Genomic DNA, 15,643 nt, shown 5'->3' with positions numbered 1-15,643 from the left:
AGCGCTATCGCGTCAGCGCCGTTCCGGTCCCGGGTGCCGCGTCGGCCAGTGCTTCCGGTACCAGCAGGGGACAGGCGTGCCTTCCGCCGGGATAGGGCACGCCCTGCGGCGCCATCGCCTCGCGCGCGAGGCATTCCATGATGTCGCTGGCGGTGCCGTTGCGCAGCGCGTGGCGATAGAGCGGCCCGCTTGCCGAAAGCGCCCGCGCCACGAAACCCACGGCTTCGAAGGCGATGCCCGCCTCGCTGCGCAACTGTTCGCTGGAAAAATGGCGGGCGAAGATCGTTGCGCCGGATTGCTCGTGAATGAGCTTCGCATAGACGCCGTGACCATCCGGGCCGTTCTCGATCCGGATGGCGTAGGAGAGCGCACGGAATTCGTCGGGCGTGTGCGCTTCGATCACGCGCACGGTCCTGTGGTAGGCGGCGGCATCGGCCACGACGCGCGCGAGGGCGTTGCAGGCACCGCCGGCAGGCCAGCATTGCAGGATGTGCAGATGCGGAAGATCCTGCGTGCTGCCGGCGAGTTTCGACTGCATGACGAGCGCGAACTGGGCTTTCGCGATCGCCGCATCGGTCTGGTCCGGATAGGCGAAGGGTGCGAGGAAGACCAGCGGCAGCAGGGAGAGGAGCGCCAGCGGCGAGGAGACCGGCGCGGGGATCCAGGGGCGGCGCGCCTTCGGCGGCGGGCTGATGGCGCGTGTGGTCGTCGCGGCGGGGAGGGCGGTGGCCTGCCGGGTCTCGCGAAACATGTATTCCGGCACGTAGCTGCCGAGCGGCACACGGATGCGCAGGCTGTCCGAGGCGCCCTCGGTCTCGTAATACTGGTCCAGCAGCTTGCGCAGCTTGCCGGCCTGCACGCGCACCAGCGGATCGTTTCCGGCGTCGAAGCCGGAGGTCCGGCCGAAGACGTCGATGCCGATGCTGTAGCCCTTCAACTGGGCGGCCTTGCCGGAAAGCTCGTTCTGGACGATGTAGGCGAGGAAGGAGCGCAGCCGCTCGGAGCGGGCGAAAGTCTCGCTGGTCAGGACAGCATCAAGGGCAAACCGCACGCGCTCGCATGCCGGCCGGTCGGTCGTGCTCATCGTGTCGCCACAGAGAAGACCATCGTCGCCGCCTGATGTCCCTTCGTCCCCGCCTCGCAATGCGCCGCAGCGCATACTTTCTCAGATGAAGCGAGTTTATCGATGATTCTTGATCAACGGCAAGGGTCAAGCGCGGGCTGGCGGAGCGAATCTTCCGCAATGCCGGTTCGCCAGGCTGTTGCGGCGATTGCCCTTGTGGAAACAACAAGCTAGACGTTGATCCTTCAACGAGGAGTCCGCGTCCCATGCCTGCCAAGCTGTCGGTCAATCTCAATGCCATCGCCATGCTGCGCAACCGCCGGGACCTGCCCTGGCCGAGCGTCATCGGCCTCGGCCGTATCGCGCTCGAGGCAGGGGCGAGCGGGCTGACCGTGCATCCCCGGCCGGACCAGCGCCATATCCGCTTCAGCGACCTCGCGCCGATCCGCACGCTCATCGACAGCGCGTTTCCGGAGGCGGAATTCAATATCGAGGGCTTTCCGGAAGACAATTTCATGCGCCTCGTCGAGGAGCACCGCCCCGAGCAGGTGACGCTGGTGCCGGACGATCCGTCGCAGGCGACTTCGGACCACGGCTGGGATTTTCGTAAAAACCGCGCCCTGCTCGGCGATATCGTCGGCCGGCTGAAGAAGCTGGGCCTGCGCGTGTCCGTCTTCGCCGACGGCACGCCGGATCGCGAGGCGCTGACGATCGCGAAGGAGGTTGGGGCCGACCGGATCGAGCTCTATACCGGCCCCTATGGCGGCTGTTACGCCAATCCGGCCGAGGAGGCTCGCATCGTTGAAGAGCTCGGCGAGACGGCGGACATCGCCTTCGAGCTCGGGCTTGGCGTCAATGCCGGCCACGACCTGACCGTCGCCAACCTGCCGGCACTCGTCGCGCGCATTCCCCGCTTGGCGGAGGTGTCCATCGGTCATGGCCTGACGGCCGATGCGCTGGAATACGGCATGGCGGAAACGGTGCGCCGCTTCTGCCGCGCCTGCGGCCAGGATATCTGAGTGCGCGGCGGCGCCCCGAGGGACGCCGCCATGCCTGTCAGCCGAGGAAGGCCGCCTTGCTGGCGGCGATAAAGTCTTCCAGCGGTGTCGTCTTGCGGCCGGAGAGCGCTTCGGCATCCAAGGTGACTGCGGCGATCTTGCCTTCGCGCGTATTGGCATCGAAGGAGACGACGGTCGGGATGAAGCCTTCCGGCAGGCCGGCGGCTTTCAGGCCTTCGGCAAGCTGCGCATCCGTGACCTGCACGACCTTCAGCGGCTTTCCGGTCGCCCCGGAAACCAGCGCGGCGATCTCTTCTGCCGTGCGGCTCTTCGTGCCGGTCAGCGTATAGGTCCGGCTGTCGTTCTCCGCCTTCAGAAGCGCGCCCGCAAGCGCGGCGGCGGTGTCGGCGCGGGTGATATGGGCGATCCTGCCGGTGCCGGTCGAGGTGTACCAAGCGCCGGTCGTGAGCGCATGCGGCAGCGACTGGAAGAGGTTTTCCGCATACCAGCCGTCACGCAGGATCGTATAGGGGATGCCGGTCGCCTTGATCGCCTCTTCGGTGCCGAGGTGGTCGGGGGCGAATGTGACGAGCGAATCCTCCGGCTGCGGCATCGACGTATAGAGAATGTGCTTCACGCCGGCCTTCTTGGCGGCGGCGACGGCGGCCTTGTGCTGGACAAGGCGCTTGCCGGGTTCCATCAGCGCGTCGGTGGAGATGATCAGCACCTTGCCGGCCCCGGCGAAGGCGGCGTCGAGCGAGGCCGGATCGTCGAAATCCGCCGCGCGAACGGTCACGCCCCTGGCGGCATAGTCGGCGAGTTTTGCCGGATCGCGGGTCGTGGCGACGATGCCGGCGGGGGCGACCTTGCCGGAGGCGAGGAGGTCGTCGAGGACGAGGCGGCCGAGCTGGCCGGAGGCGCCGGTAACGAGAAGCGTGTCGGTCATGTCTTTCCCTTTCTGGCAGGGCTGGCGAAAGGGCCTCATCCTGCTGCATATTGGTCTCTTATTGAGACTTGCTCTTATCTGGTAATCTGATAGAGCGTGTAAAGAAGGCAGTTTTTTCTGCGGTGGTTACCTGGAGGGAACCGGCTATGAACAGGATCGTCGACAGCGCGCGGGGCGAGCGCGTCATCCTCATCGATGGCGTCGCCATGTCGATGGACGATTGTCCCGTCCGCGATGTGCTGGCCAGCGTCGGCGGCAAATGGACCTCGCTGATGATCATCGGCCTTGCCGACGGGCCGCGCCGCTTTTCGCAACTTCGCCGCTTCATCCCGGACATTTCGCAGCGCATGCTGACCCAGACGCTGCGCGACCTGCAGCGCGACGGCTATCTCACGCGCACCGTCTATCCGACGCAGCCGCCGAGCGTCGAATATCAATTGACGCCGCTCGGGCACTCCTTCCTTGCGCTCCTGCGCTCCCTCGTGCAGTGGTCTACCGAGAACCATGCCGCGATAAGGGCCGCGCGGGCGGTCTACGACGCGGAACAGGCATGACGCTCCGGTAAGCCCGGAGTCTATCGGGGAAGGGCATGAAACCACTGGATATCGGCATTGCCGGTGCGGGGCCGGCGGGGCTTGCCGCCGCATTGTTTCTCGCCCGGCGCGGCCATCGCGTGGAGCTTATCGAACGGTTCGAGCGGCCGTCGCCGGTCGGTTCCGGCCTGCTGATGCAGCCGACGGGCCTGACCGTGCTGGATGCGCTCGGCCTCTCCCCGGCAATCCATGCCCTCGGCAACCGGATCGACCGGCTGCATGGCGCGGATGCGCGCAGCGGTCGCACCGTGCTCGACGTCCGCTACGATGCGCTGGCCGGTGGGCGCTATGGCCTTGCGGTTCATCGCGTCGCCCTGTTCTCGACATTGCACGACGCCGTCGCCGCCGAGGGTATTCCCATCCGCACCGGCATCACGCTGGCAAAGGCCGAGACGCGGCACGCCCGCACGGCGCTGCATGATGACGATGGCGAGATCGTCGGCGACTACGACCTGGTGATCGACGCGACGGGCGCGCGCTCGCAGCTTGCGGCGGATTCCATCGCCGCGCCGCGCGTGAAGGAACTGCCGTGGGGGGCGTTCTGGGCGACGCTCGACTGCGAAGGGATCGCGCACGAGCCGCGGGCGCTCAGCCAGCGCTACGATGCCGCGAAGGTGATGATCGGCGTCCTGCCCGTCGGCCGGGCGCATCCGGGCGAGGGCGACAAGGTCGCTTTCTTCTGGAGCCTCAAGACGGCGAATGCCGAGGCGGTGAGGCAGGCGGGGCTCGACCGCTGGAAGGCCTCAATCGCCGATTACTGGCCCGAGACCATGCCGTTCCTCGACCAGATATCGGACTGGGACCAGTTGACGCTGGCGCGCTACGCGCACCGCACGATGCTGCCGCCCCATGCGGACGGCATTGTCTTCATCGGCGACAGCGCCCATTCGACCAGCCCGCAGCTCGGGCAGGGGGCGAACATGGCCCTGCTCGACGCGGCGACGCTGGCTTATACCCTTTCGTCGGCGGCATCGCTGGACGAGGCGCTTGCCGCCTATGCCGCTGCGCGTCGAAGCCATGTGCGTCTGTTCCAGCTCCTCTCCTACGTCTTCACGCCGTTCTACCAGTCGGATTCGCGCTCGATCGCCTGGCTGCGCGACCGGCTGGTGGCGACGGTCGCGCGAATCCCGCCGGCGCCGCAGATCCTTGCGGCCATCGTTTCCGGCACGCTGGCCGACCCGTTCACGCAGGCGGGCCTTCAGGAATGCCGCTGGCCCGAACTGCGGCTTGCCTGACCGCAAAAACAAAAAGGGCCGGTTTCCCGGCCCTTTCCGATGCGAATATTGCGAAGATCAGGCTGCGGACAGCTGATCGGCCGACATCTTGCCGGACTTGCGGTCGCGAATCAGCTCGAAGCTGACCTTCTGACCTTCGTTGAGGCCTGCGAGGCCTGCGCGCTGTACGGCGGAGATGTGGACGAATACGTCCGGTTCACCGCTGTCCTGCTGAATGAAGCCGTAGCCCTTGGTCGTGTTGAACCACTTTACGGTGCCAGTTGCCATGACGAAACCTTTCCTGAACCGTCAAATCAATCGTCGGTCGCCTGAGGCGACCATGGGTGGTCGAATTTGAAGGGGAAGTCGTCAAGGTACAGGCGGTCGCCTGCAAATGCAGAAGTCAACGTTCAAATCGATGCGGGAGAAATAGGGGGTTCGGTGGAAACGGTCAAGATCGTGCGCGCGTGCGAGGCGTCGCCGAGCTTGAAAATATGAAGCCACGCCGGCTGCCCCCGGAGAAAAGGCGTCTGCAGGGCGGGCGGAAGAAGGCTCCGTTTCCGGAGCCTTCCGATTCGCTTCAGGCGGGCCGCCGCTTGTCGACGCGATGGTGGTCGAGGAAGGCCGCGATAGCCGCCTCGCCGCAAAGGCGGCGTTGCTGGGTAAAGGCGGTGGCGATGCGCGCGGCATCGCCGAAGGTGACGATTGCCGCCTCCGCGCTTTCGGGGGCGCGGGTGAGGGTGTCGGTCACGATATCCGCCATGGTGCGCGGCAGGATGTCGGTGCAGTCATGCATGCGTTCGAAAACGGTGCCGATGGGCACGATCTGGTCCTCGAAGATCACCATCGGTTCGGCGCGCTCGTCTTCCCAGGCATCGAGCGCCTCGAGGGCATTGCCGAAAAGTTGCTGCAGAGTGATGGGAGCATGTCCTTCGTGAAGGTCGGGCAGGAAATTCAACATTTTCTGTCTCCTTGGCGTAAGGGCGTTTCGCTTCGTACTCCTACTGAATTCCCGGGATGCAGGCTTGCCGGCGGGTCGGCGCACGGATTGCTGCGTCGCGGGTCTCACAAATCTTAACAACGGGAAACGGATTGGGAAGCGAAAAATATTGTCCGCTCCCGGCCGCCTGGCAGTTAACGATAGAGTTCTGTTTCAAAACAGCGACATAGCGGGAAGAATATTTTTGTTCCCGTTGTGCGCTGCAGCGATGCCGCTCCGCTGTCCTGCGCCGTGAACCGGTGCACATCATCCGCAAATCACTTCCTTTCGTTTCCGGCGAAGAAGGCTGTTGACCGGAAGGGGGGACATCGCTAGAACATGCCGAACCGTACGGTACGGTACGCATCGAAAGTGGATGATATCTTGCAGACGCTGGAACAGGGCAGGGCAGGCGCAGCCGCCGCGGGACTGACGGAACGTCAGGGCGCGGTGCTGGAGCGTGCGCTCGGCCTTCTGGTCGAGGGCGGCGAGCGGGCGCTGACGACGGCCGGTGTCGCGCGTGCGGCCAACTGTTCCAAGGAAAGCCTCTACAAGTGGTTCGGCGACCGCGACGGGCTGATCTCCGCGATGATCACCTACCAGGCCGGCAAGGTGCGCACCGTCGAGGTCGATGCCGGCAAGTTGACGGCCGAAACGCTGCGCCAGAATCTCGTCGCCTTCGCGCGCGATCTGATCGACGTGCTTTCCGGCGAGGTCTCTCTGGCGCTGAACCGTCTTGCCATCGGCCAGGCGAGCCGCGAGGGCGCCGGGCTCGGCCGCCTGCTGCAGGAGCGCGGCCGCCGGCAGATCGGCAAGCGCGCCGCGGCGCTGCTGGAAGCCGGCCGCAAGGCGAAGCTGCTTGCTTTCGACAGTGCAGACGAGGCATACGGCACGCTCTACGGCCTCATCGTTTCGGACATGCACCTGCGCATGCTTCTGGGAGAAGATGCCGCAGCGCTCAAAAAGGAATTCTCGCCGCGTGCGGAGAGGGCTGTCGAAGCCTTCCTGACGCTTCACGGTGCGAAAGGATAAGCCGGCAGGAAACCGCCGGTTCGGATCAAACAGACCAGCTAAGGGAAGGAACCATCGATGCGCGTCTATTACGATCGTGATGCCGATCTCAACCTCATCAAGGCGAAGAATGTCGCCATCGTCGGCTACGGCTCGCAGGGCCGTGCGCACGCTCTCAACCTCAAGGATTCCGGCGCCAAGAACGTCGTGATCGCGCTCAAGGCCGGTTCGCCGACCGTCAAGAAGGCCGAAGCCGATGGCTTCAAGGTCATGACCGTCGCCGAAGCCGCCAAGTGGGCCGACCTCCTGATGATGGCGACGCCGGACGAACTCCAGGCCGACATCTACAAGGCCGACATCGCCGGCAACATCCGCGACGGCGCTGCCATCGCCTTCGCCCACGGCCTCAACGTCCACTTCGGCCTTATCGAGCCGAAGGCTTCGCTCGACGTCGTCATGATCGCGCCGAAGGGCCCGGGCCACACGGTTCGCGGCGAATACCAGAAGGGCGGCGGCGTTCCCTGCCTCGTCGCCGTTCACCAGAACGCTTCCGGCAACGCGCTTGACGTCGCTCTGTCCTACGCCTGCGGCGTTGGCGGCGGCCGTTCGGGCATCATCGAAACCAACTTCAAGGAAGAGTGCGAAACCGACCTCTTCGGCGAACAGGTCGTTCTGTGCGGCGGTCTCGTCGAACTGATCCGCGCTGGTTTCGAAACGCTGGTCGAAGCCGGCTACGCTCCGGAAATGGCCTATTTCGAGTGCCTGCACGAAGTGAAGCTCATCGTCGACCTGATCTATGAAGGCGGCATCGCCAACATGAACTACTCGATCTCCAACACGGCAGAGTGGGGCGAATACGTCACGGGTCCGCGCATCATCACCGCCGAGACGAAGGCCGAAATGAAGCGCGTCCTCACCGATATCCAGACCGGCAAGTTCACTTCGGACTGGATGCAGGAATGGAAGGCCGGCGGCGCCCGCTTCAAGGGTATCCGCCGCAACAACGACGCGCACCAGATCGAGGAAGTCGGCGCCAAGCTGCGTGGCATGATGCCCTGGATCGGCAAGAACAAGCTGGTCGACAAGGCCGTCAACTGATCGTCCCTGCCTTTTGCAGGACAGGAAGCCGGGCGGATATTCCGCCCGGCTTTTTCATGCGGGTCGCGCATTCTTCAGACGAGCCATGTTGCAGTGCATATTTTCGAATATTGCGGTGCAACAAGTAATAACCTTGCGAAAACCTCCCTTTAGGAACAAAATACGAGAGTGTTTCGTTCGGCTGTCAGGAGGATAGTGCGATGACCACGATTGCTCAATACTTCGCATGGTTCGACCTTTTCATCCTTTGCAGTATAGCTGCACTGGTGCTGGTTAGCCTTTATACCGACCGGGCAACCTGAAAGCCCGGTACACGTGAAACGGACGCCGGCCGGCCCTTCGGCTGGCAAGAGTAGTTTTGCGTAAAACCTTGGGCGTTTGTCCGCTTTGTCTTGGCGAGAATATTTAGGTCAGCATTGTTGACATAAATTCATCGTCGTGATGAGGTGCGGGTCAAACAACAGCCCGAGGAAAACCCTATGTTCGAATGGGACAAGGCCTTCGCGACACGTGCGTCGCGGATGAAGGCATCCGAAATCCGCGAATTGCTGAAACTCCTGGACCGGCCGGACATCATCTCCTTCGCCGGCGGCATTCCCGACCCCGCGCTGTTTCCGAAGGACGCCTTTGCGGCGGCCTATGCCGAGGCGCTTGTAGGCGATGGCGCGGCGGCGGGCCTGCAATATTCCGTCAGCGAGGGCTACAGGCCGCTGCGCGACTGGCTGGCCGGCGAGATGGGCAGCATCGGAATTCCTTGCACGGCGGAGAACGTCTTCATCGTCTCCGGCTCGCAGCAGGGGCTCGACTATCTCGGCAAGCTCTTCCTCTCTCCGAAGGATACGGCGCTCGTCACCTGGCCGACCTATCTCGGCGCGCTGCAGGCCTTCAACGCCTATGAACCGACCTATGACCGGCTGAACCTTTCCGGCAACCGCACGCCCGAAGCCTACCGCGCGACGGCGGCGGAGGCGGGCGGGCGGGTCAAGTTCGCCTACCTTTCCGCCGACTTCGCCAATCCGACCGGTGAGACGGTGGATCGCGCCGGCCGCGAAAAGCTGCTTGCGCTTGCCGAGGAGCTGGACATTCCCGTCATCGAGGACGCGGCCTACCAGTCGCTGCGTTACGACGGCGAGGCCATTCCGCCGATCCTGGCGCTGGAGATTGCCAGGAAGGGCAATATCGGCGCCGCGCGCACCATCTATTGCGGCAGCTTCTCCAAGACGCTCGCGCCGGGCCTTCGCGTCGGCTACATCGTCGCGGCCGCGCCGGTCATCCGCAAGCTGGTGCTGATGAAGCAGGCGGCGGACCTGCACTCCTCCACGATCAACCAGATCGCCATCGCCCATGTCGCCGCGCACGGTTTCGACGCGCAGGTCGCGAAGATCCGCGCCGCCTACAGCCAGCGCCGCGATGCCATGCTGGCGGCGCTCGACAGGTATATGCCGGAGGGCGTGAGCTGGACGCGGCCCGAGGGCGGCATGTTCGTCTGGGTGACGCTGCCCGCCGGGATGGACGGCGCGAAGCTGCTCGCCCGTTCCATCGAGACGGAGAAGGTCGCCTTCGTGCCGGGACAGGCCTTCCATGCCGACGGCAGCGGCGCCAACACGCTGCGCCTCAGCTTCTCCTGCGCCGATGCCGCGACGATCGAGGAGGGCATTTCCCGCCTCGGCCGGCTGCTGGGCAGCGAGCGCATGGCGGCGTAAGGCAGTGCGGGGTTGCCCCTCACCCTAACCCTCTCCCCGCAAGCGGGGAGAGGGAACCTGCCCCATGAAGGGCCATTTGTTGGGAAGCCTTGGCGGCATATCTCCTTCTCCCCGCTTGCGGGGAGAAGGTGGCCGGCAGGCCGGATGAGGGGCAGCTTATTCACGTAAGCAGGCCAGCGCCGATTCGAAGACCAGGTCCGGCAGAACCCCGAACGTGTAGGGCGCGTGCACACGCTCCCACTTCTGGTGATAATCGCGCCCCCACGGCCCGATATTGACCGTCGGGAAGGAAAGCAGCCCTTCCGGCACATCGTCTGTGAAGGCGGCCGACGGGGTGTTGGCGGCCAGCAATCCTGTCTCGCCCGCATCCGGCCGGTGGCCGAAGAAGCTCATGTCGGAAATGCCGGCGAAGATCTGCTTGAACTTGATCGCGGTGCCATGCCTGCGCGCGGTCTCGTCCATCACGCGCCGGAACCTTTCCCGGAGGGCGCGTCCCGCCCCGGACTGTTCGAGATGCACCAGCGGATAGTGCAGGCTGCCGAAGCCGACGATCACGGCCGGCCCCTCGATGCCGGCCTCGGTGGTTGCGGCCGAGACGATTTCGCGGCTGACCTTCAGCGGATCGGTGCCGCCGGAAAGCGCCCGGTCGAGCGCGGCGAGACGCGCCAGTGCATCCGCCCCGCCGCGCGCCTCCACCCGCTCCACAAGCGCGGCATAGGTCAGCACGAGGCCTTCCGTCCTGATGGGCTCGCGGCCCCGGTAGCGGGCGGCGTTGGCGTCCTGCGCATCGAGCGCCGTTCGCAGCGCGCCGGAAACGATGGTGTGGAATTCGGCGAGGATATCGCCGGCGCTGCGGCGGTGAGTCAGCCAGTTGAAGGACAGCCAGACGCGATCCGGCGTCGTCACGTCATAGCCGTCGCGGATGTCGCGGGCCTCGAGGCAGACGGGCGGCGGCGAGCGCTCGCCGAAGGCCTCGTCGCTGAGTTCCGGCACGGTGTCCATGGCGCGGGTGATCTCGGCGCTGATGCGGTGGGCGCTGGTGCCGTTGAACGGATAGCCGGCATGGGTCGGCCGGCCGATGACGAAGGCGAAGGGCGCGAACTTGCCGATGGAGCCGAGATAGACCGCCCGGCCTTCCTCGCCGTCGCGCTCGCAGCTCGACGCATCGAGATTGATGCCGGCGACGATGTCGAGATCGAAGCGGCGCGCGATTGCGGGTAGGGCGTTGCGCAGGCTGCGCATGCCGCGCGAGCGGTTCTCCTCGTCGGGCGTCGCGACGAAGAGGATGTTGCCTTCCGGCGCCTCCAGCCCGGCAAAGCGCTCCAGCGCCTCGATGCCTGCGGCGAGGCCGCTCTTCATGTCGAGGAGGCCGCGCCCGGCGATGAAGTCGCCGCTCTCGAAATCCTCGAGCGCCTTCTCCTCCGCTCCATTGAGGGGGCGGCTGCGAAGCTCCTTCGTCAGGGCCTCCGTCAGCGGCTCGGGATCGCAGGCGAGCGGCGCAAGCGTGCCGTAATTGGCGATGGAGACCGTATCGAAATGGCCGGCCAGCACCACGGTTTTCCGCCCGCTTCCGCGCACCAGCGCGACGACGCTCCGGGTCAGCGGCTCGCCGTGGCTGTCTACGGTGAAGAGCCGGTCCGGGTGGCGGCGGAAATAGGGCGTTTCGGCAAGATGCGCCCGCAGCCGTTCGGAAAAGTCCGCCTCGTCCGGCGAGCCCGTCACGCTCGGCCAGCGGGTCATCATAAGGGAGAGTTCGCGCGTGCGGGCGGCGGCGGTGCCGAGGGCGGTTTCGTTGGTCATGACGGGCCTGCCGAAAGCTGTTGCATTGAAGGAAGGGGAAGGCTAGCCAAGAGCGATGGCAGGCGAAACGGCAATTTCCTGGAAAAATCGCAGGCAATATTGTCCTTTCGGCAGGTGAAACTGGCATTTCGGCAGGATCGATGGACACGACGGACCGCAAGCTTCTCGCCCTTCTGCGCAAGGATGGCCGCGCCTCGCTTTCGGCGCTTGCGGCGGAGCTGAAGGTTTCCCGCGGCACCGTGCAGAACCGCATCGACCGGCTGGAGCGCGACGGCGTCATCGCCGGCTTCACCGTGCGGGTGACCGAGGCAGACGATCCCCATGCCGTGCGCGCCGTCATGATGATCGAGATCACCGGCCAGAAGACGCTCGCCGCGATAAAGGCGCTGCGCGGCATACCGGAGGTGCGCGCGCTCCACACCACCAACGGCGCCTGGGACCTCATCGCGGAAATCCAGGCGGAGAACCTCGTCGAGTTCGAGCGGGTGCTGCGCGGCGTGCGTGCCATGGATGGCGTGTCGAAATCCGAGACGAGCCTGTTGCTGACCACGCTTTGAGGCTTCGTGTCCGGTGGGTGCGAAAAGGCGCTTTCCATTGCCGGTCAGCCGGTTACACTCGGTGGGCCTATCCGGAAGGACCTCATGTCGCTACGCCTTGCCACCTTCAATATCGAAAACCTCATGACCCGTTTCGATTTCACGGGTTTCCGCAATCAGACTCGCCAGGATCGCGTGCTGCGCCTTTTCGACATCCGCAACGAGGCGGAATACCAGCGGCTGGAGGAGGCGCGCACCATCGCGCATACGGACGATGCCCGCCAGCATTCGGCGCTCGCCATCGCCGATGCGGATGCCGACATCCTCTGCCTGCAGGAGACCGACAACATGGCCGCCCTGCAGGCCTTCGAATATGGCTATCTCTTCCGCATGGTGGGCAACGGCTACCGTCAGAAATACCTCATCGAGGGCAATGACAGCCGCGGCATCGACGTCTCCGTGCTGATGCGCGAGGAAACGCGCGACGGCCAGCGCATCGAATGCGTCGATATCCGCAGCCATGCCGGCGTCACCTATCGCGATTTCGGTCTCTATACGCCTGATCTCGGGCCGGGCATCGACCAGAACGACAAGATTTTCAAGCGCGATTGCCTGGAGATGGACCTGCGCATCGGCGGGCGGCCGCTGACACTCTATGTCGTGCATTTCAAATCGATGGGCCCGGGACGGGACGGCATGGACGGCCGCCAGTCCACCATGCCCGTGCGCATGGCGGAGGCGAGGGCCGTGCGCCGCATCGTCGAGGACCGATTCGGTCCCGGCCGCACGGCGGACAAGGCATTCGCCATCTGCGGCGACATGAACGACTATCAGGAAAAACTCGCCATCGAGGGCGACAGGCGCAATGGCTATCGCTTCATCCCGCGCAAGGAGGACGTCAGCGCGCTTGATGCCTTCACCGCGGATGGCTTTGCCGTGAACCCGATGCTGCGCCGGCCGGTGGACGACCGCTGGACGCTCTATCACAGCCGCGGGCCGGAGGAGCGCCATCTCTGCCAGCTCGACTATATCTGGCTTTCGCCGTCGCTTGCCGAGCGCAATGCCCACCATGTTCCGGAAATCATCCGTGCCGGCCAGCCCTTCCGCACACTCTTCCCGCCGGGGCAGGAGGTGGAGCGCTATCCGCGCGTCGGCTGGGACCGGCCCAAGGCCTCCGATCACTGCCCGGTGGTCATGACACTCGACCTGTGAGCCGTCCCGCGGCTCATTTCCACTTGCCCGCGGCCGGCCGCTCGGGCAGGCTTACGGCCGAAAATCGAATAGGGAGAATGCCTTGTCCCGCCGCTACGCCATCTACGACGTCTTCACCGACACGCGGCTTGCCGGCAACCCGCTGGCGGTCGTCTTCGATGCCGAGGGTCTCGACGATGATGCGATGCAGCGCATCGCCGGGGAGTTCAACCTGTCGGAAACCGTCTTCGTGCTGCCGCCGGAAAAGGCGGGGCATACCGCGCGCCTGCGCATCTTCACGCCCGGCCGCGAGCTGCCCTTCGCCGGCCACCCGACCGTGGGGGCCGCGATCGCCATCGCCGAAGCGGGCGAGGGCGGGCGGGAGCCGCGCGACCAGGTCAGCGTGCTGGAGGAGAATGTCGGCCCGGTGCGCTGCGCCACGCGCCTTGCCGGCGGCAAGGCGTCCTTTGCCGAATTCGACCTGCCGCGCAAATCCGCTCGGCTCGACGCCGCCTTCGACAAACAGGCGCTCGCGGATGCGTTCAGCCTGAAGCCGGCGCAGATCGGTTTCGAGAATCACGTTCCGTCGCTGTGGAGCGCGGGCGTCGCCTTCGTGATGGTGCCGGTGCATGATCTCGCCGCGGCGGCGGCCGTGGAGTTCGATCCGATGCTCTGGGAGCGTTGCGCGCCCTTCGCCGAGGGGCGGCTGGCATCCGCCTATCTCTATTGCCGCGCCGGCGTGAACCACAATGCGAAGTTCCACGCCCGCATGTTCGCGCCCGACATGGGCATCACCGAGGACCCTGCGACCGGCTCGGCCGTCGCCGCCATGTCCGGCGCCATCCACTTCTTCGACAAGCTCGTCGACGGCCACCACCCGTTCCTCATCGAGCAGGGCGTCGAAATGGGCCGCCCGTCGCTCATCCACCTCCATCTCGACATCTCGGGCGGAACGATCGCCGGCGCACGCATCGGCGGGGAAGCCGTCCGCATCGCCACCGGAACGCTGGATTTGTGACGTCTTTTTTGCGCTGCGGAAGAAATTTGCGCCAAGACGCATTTTTTTCAAACCGCGGTATAGACAAGCCCCCAGAACGCCTTTATACGCCCCTCCAGCACCGCAGCAGCGGTCAAGTGGGTGATTAGCTCAGTTGGTAGAGCAGCTGACTCTTAATCAGCGGGTCCACGGTTCGAGCCCGTGATCACCCACCAAATACAATTACTTAGCGGTTTTCTACCAACCCGCATTTTACAAAAACAAGAGTTTTACTCTTTTCAGCCTGCGTCCTGTCTGAAACAGGTAGTGCTTGCGACTGATTGCTTCAGCATCGCCCTAGACTGACCGGAACGCTCCGAAATCAGTCTGATTTTCTCTTCGTGCTAGCGGTCGTGATTTGTCCGGGAGATGGTGCCGGGCCCTAACGCGAATGCAGGGCGCGGTAGATCGAAGCAAGTCGCATGTTGTGGTGATGCAGGTCGAAATGCGCGCGCACGCGATCCGCTGCTGCCTGCGCCATTTCCCGCCGTGCCGTTTCATCCTTCGCGAGCCGGCAGATGGCATCTGCGAGGCGCTCCGTGTCGCCGGGCTGAACCAGGATGGCCGAACGGTCATCCACCAACTCGGGAATGCCTCCCACGGGACAACTGACGACGGGCAATCCATAGGACATGGCCTCCAGTACGGACATCGGCATGCCTTCCGCATAGGAGGGAAGGACGTAGGTGTGAGCGGAAAGGAAAGCCTGCTCCCGTTCCTTGCCCCCGATCCAGCCCAGATAGCGGACACGCCCGGCCAGCGCCGGAGATGCGGACAGGCGGCCCGTCAGACGCTCCACATCGCCGTTTCCGCCGATGGCAAGGCGGACTTCCACGCCCCGTCGGCATGCGGCTTCCATCGCCTCCAGAAGGTCGAAGAGGCCCTTGCGCTCGCCGATCAAGCCCATGAACAGCAGTTCCAGCGGCTCTTCCGGCGACGTTCGTCCTGGCGATTGCAGGGCAGGCACGGATACCGCGTTGGGCAGCACCACGGCTTGCGACAGCCCGAATTCCGCCGTCAGGTCGCGGCGCCAGCTTTCCGACAGGCATAGAACGACATCGAACCGCCGCAGGAACCATCGTACGAACCGTCGACGCCCATGCGGCAGCCTGGCATATTCGACCATGAAGTTCGCGCCGTGGAAATGAAGGATGCTTTTCGTTCTCCGCATCAGAAGCGGCAGGATGACGGCCGCCTTGCGATAAAGGCTGGGAAAGTCGCCGACATGGACATGGATCATGTCCGGCGGGCGGTGCAGGGCCAATCTCACGGCTTGCATAAGGGCGCGACCTGCCACAGCAAGCTTTTTCACACGCGAGCCGTCTGCATGGGTCTGTTTGAAGGTCATCTCGAACGCGCGGGCTAGCTCGGATCCCCGATAGTTGGAAACCACCGTCGATATCCCGCCCCGCGTATCATCGAGAGGCGAGAAGTGCGCGATTCGAATAGGATGATCCACCAGTGCTCTCCGGCTT

15 protein-coding genes and 1 tRNA gene are annotated in these 15,643 nt (G+C 64.8%); 10 read left to right on the top strand and 6 right to left on the bottom strand.

Annotated elements, in window-relative coordinates; genetic code table 11:
• Positions 1–4: 4 nt before the first annotated feature.
• Positions 5–1,084 (bottom strand): hypothetical protein, encoded by a 1,080-nt coding sequence (locus ShzoTeo12_RS08960; RefSeq protein ID WP_318912324.1) that lies wholly within the window; start codon positions 1,082–1,084, stop codon positions 5–7.
• Between the two features lie 245 nt (positions 1,085–1,329).
• Between ShzoTeo12_RS08960 and ShzoTeo12_RS08955 the strand changes: the two genes are divergently transcribed.
• Positions 1,330–2,082 carry a pyridoxine 5'-phosphate synthase gene (locus ShzoTeo12_RS08955; protein WP_318912322.1) on the top strand — a complete coding sequence of 251 codons (753 nt, stop codon included), beginning with the start codon at positions 1,330–1,332 and terminating at the stop codon, positions 2,080–2,082.
• A 37-nt stretch (positions 2,083–2,119) separates the two neighbouring features.
• On the opposite strand, the gene ShzoTeo12_RS08950 is transcribed toward ShzoTeo12_RS08955, so the two are convergent.
• Positions 2,120–3,007, bottom strand: coding sequence for an NmrA family NAD(P)-binding protein (locus ShzoTeo12_RS08950; protein WP_318912321.1), 888 nt, complete (start codon positions 3,005–3,007; stop codon positions 2,120–2,122).
• Positions 3,008–3,153: 146 nt separating this feature from the next.
• Here ShzoTeo12_RS08950 and ShzoTeo12_RS08945 point away from each other — a divergent pair, with 146 nt between their 5' ends.
• Both ShzoTeo12_RS08945 and ShzoTeo12_RS08940 read left to right on the top strand, forming a co-directional pair.
• The gene (locus ShzoTeo12_RS08945) at positions 3,154–3,561 is read left to right on the top strand and encodes a helix-turn-helix domain-containing protein (RefSeq protein WP_318912319.1); all 408 of its coding nucleotides are present in this window, start codon (positions 3,154–3,156) and stop codon (positions 3,559–3,561) included.
• Positions 3,562–3,596: 35 nt separating this feature from the next.
• Positions 3,597–4,835 carry an NAD(P)/FAD-dependent oxidoreductase gene (locus ShzoTeo12_RS08940; RefSeq protein ID WP_318912318.1) on the top strand — a complete coding sequence of 413 codons (1,239 nt, stop codon included), beginning with the start codon at positions 3,597–3,599 and terminating at the stop codon, positions 4,833–4,835.
• Positions 4,836–4,892: 57 nt separating this feature from the next.
• Here ShzoTeo12_RS08940 and ShzoTeo12_RS08935 read toward each other — a convergent pair whose 3' ends face one another.
• Positions 4,893–5,102 carry a cold-shock protein gene (locus ShzoTeo12_RS08935; protein ID WP_119256064.1) on the bottom strand — a complete coding sequence of 70 codons (210 nt, stop codon included), beginning with the start codon at positions 5,100–5,102 and terminating at the stop codon, positions 4,893–4,895.
• 292 nt (positions 5,103–5,394) lie between these two features.
• On the bottom strand, positions 5,395–5,775 hold the full coding sequence (locus ShzoTeo12_RS08930; protein WP_318912316.1) for a hypothetical protein: 381 nt from the start codon (positions 5,773–5,775) through the stop codon (positions 5,395–5,397).
• A 402-nt stretch (positions 5,776–6,177) separates the two neighbouring features.
• Here ShzoTeo12_RS08930 and ShzoTeo12_RS08925 point away from each other — a divergent pair, with 402 nt between their 5' ends.
• The 3 genes from ShzoTeo12_RS08925 to ShzoTeo12_RS08915 all read left to right on the top strand — a co-directional run bounded on the left by ShzoTeo12_RS08925 (position 6,178) and on the right by ShzoTeo12_RS08915 (position 9,605).
• Positions 6,178–6,825 (top strand): TetR/AcrR family transcriptional regulator C-terminal domain-containing protein, encoded by a 648-nt coding sequence (locus ShzoTeo12_RS08925; protein ID WP_245424788.1) that lies wholly within the window; start codon positions 6,178–6,180, stop codon positions 6,823–6,825.
• Between the two features lie 57 nt (positions 6,826–6,882).
• Positions 6,883–7,902: a ketol-acid reductoisomerase gene (ilvC, locus tag ShzoTeo12_RS08920; protein ID WP_119256067.1), complete on the top strand. Its 1,020-nt coding sequence runs from the start codon at positions 6,883–6,885 to the stop codon at positions 7,900–7,902.
• Positions 7,903–8,381: 479 nt separating this feature from the next.
• Positions 8,382–9,605, top strand: a complete 1,224-nt coding sequence (locus ShzoTeo12_RS08915; protein ID WP_318912314.1) for a PLP-dependent aminotransferase family protein — start codon at positions 8,382–8,384, stop codon at positions 9,603–9,605.
• Between the two features lie 156 nt (positions 9,606–9,761).
• Here the strand turns inward: ShzoTeo12_RS08915 and ShzoTeo12_RS08910 are convergent, their stop codons facing one another.
• Complete coding sequence (locus ShzoTeo12_RS08910; RefSeq protein ID WP_318912313.1) at positions 9,762–11,405, bottom strand: M20/M25/M40 family metallo-hydrolase; 1,644 nt, start codon at positions 11,403–11,405, stop codon at positions 9,762–9,764.
• Positions 11,406–11,545: 140 nt separating this feature from the next.
• Here ShzoTeo12_RS08910 and ShzoTeo12_RS08905 point away from each other — a divergent pair, with 140 nt between their 5' ends.
• The 4 genes from ShzoTeo12_RS08905 to ShzoTeo12_RS08890 all read left to right on the top strand — a co-directional run bounded on the left by ShzoTeo12_RS08905 (position 11,546) and on the right by ShzoTeo12_RS08890 (position 14,344).
• On the top strand, positions 11,546–11,962 hold the full coding sequence (locus ShzoTeo12_RS08905; protein WP_119256069.1) for an Lrp/AsnC family transcriptional regulator: 417 nt from the start codon (positions 11,546–11,548) through the stop codon (positions 11,960–11,962).
• Positions 11,963–12,046: 84 nt separating this feature from the next.
• Positions 12,047–13,153, top strand: coding sequence for an endonuclease/exonuclease/phosphatase family protein (locus ShzoTeo12_RS08900; protein WP_119256070.1), 1,107 nt, complete (start codon positions 12,047–12,049; stop codon positions 13,151–13,153).
• Between the two features lie 82 nt (positions 13,154–13,235).
• Entirely contained in the window at positions 13,236–14,150 is a 915-nt protein-coding gene (locus ShzoTeo12_RS08895; RefSeq protein WP_318912310.1) for a PhzF family phenazine biosynthesis protein, read from the top strand.
• Between the two features lie 118 nt (positions 14,151–14,268).
• Positions 14,269–14,344: transfer RNA gene (locus tag ShzoTeo12_RS08890), tRNA-Lys, on the top strand.
• A 206-nt stretch (positions 14,345–14,550) separates the two neighbouring features.
• Here the strand turns inward: ShzoTeo12_RS08890 and ShzoTeo12_RS08885 are convergent.
• Complete coding sequence (locus ShzoTeo12_RS08885; protein ID WP_318912308.1) at positions 14,551–15,627, bottom strand: glycosyltransferase family 4 protein; 1,077 nt, start codon at positions 15,625–15,627, stop codon at positions 14,551–14,553.
• Between the last annotated feature and the right edge of the window lie 16 nt (positions 15,628–15,643).

This window comes from Shinella zoogloeoides, assembly GCF_033705735.1.
GTDB lineage: Bacteria > Pseudomonadota > Alphaproteobacteria > Rhizobiales > Rhizobiaceae > Shinella > Shinella zoogloeoides_A.
This window is presented reverse-complemented; position numbering and strand designations above follow the sequence as displayed.

Excerpts from the sequence above, each read along its gene's own strand:
- ShzoTeo12_RS08960 (WP_318912324.1), bottom strand. The coding sequence starts at position 1,084 with ATGAGCACGACCGACCGGCCGGCATGCGAGCGCGTGCGGTTTGCCCTT.
- ShzoTeo12_RS08955 (WP_318912322.1), top strand. The coding sequence starts at position 1,330 with ATGCCTGCCAAGCTGTCGGTCAATCTCAATGCCATCGCCATGCTGCGC.
- ShzoTeo12_RS08950 (WP_318912321.1), bottom strand. The coding sequence starts at position 3,007 with ATGACCGACACGCTTCTCGTTACCGGCGCCTCCGGCCAGCTCGGCCGC.
- ShzoTeo12_RS08945 (WP_318912319.1), top strand. The coding sequence starts at position 3,154 with ATGAACAGGATCGTCGACAGCGCGCGGGGCGAGCGCGTCATCCTCATC.
- ShzoTeo12_RS08940 (WP_318912318.1), top strand. The coding sequence starts at position 3,597 with ATGAAACCACTGGATATCGGCATTGCCGGTGCGGGGCCGGCGGGGCTT.
- ShzoTeo12_RS08935 (WP_119256064.1), bottom strand. The coding sequence starts at position 5,102 with ATGGCAACTGGCACCGTAAAGTGGTTCAACACGACCAAGGGCTACGGC.
- ShzoTeo12_RS08930 (WP_318912316.1), bottom strand. The coding sequence starts at position 5,775 with ATGTTGAATTTCCTGCCCGACCTTCACGAAGGACATGCTCCCATCACT.
- ilvC (WP_119256067.1), top strand. The coding sequence starts at position 6,883 with ATGCGCGTCTATTACGATCGTGATGCCGATCTCAACCTCATCAAGGCG.
- ShzoTeo12_RS08915 (WP_318912314.1), top strand. The coding sequence starts at position 8,382 with ATGTTCGAATGGGACAAGGCCTTCGCGACACGTGCGTCGCGGATGAAG.
- ShzoTeo12_RS08910 (WP_318912313.1), bottom strand. The coding sequence starts at position 11,405 with ATGACCAACGAAACCGCCCTCGGCACCGCCGCCGCCCGCACGCGCGAA.
- ShzoTeo12_RS08905 (WP_119256069.1), top strand. The coding sequence starts at position 11,546 with ATGGACACGACGGACCGCAAGCTTCTCGCCCTTCTGCGCAAGGATGGC.
- ShzoTeo12_RS08900 (WP_119256070.1), top strand. The coding sequence starts at position 12,047 with ATGTCGCTACGCCTTGCCACCTTCAATATCGAAAACCTCATGACCCGT.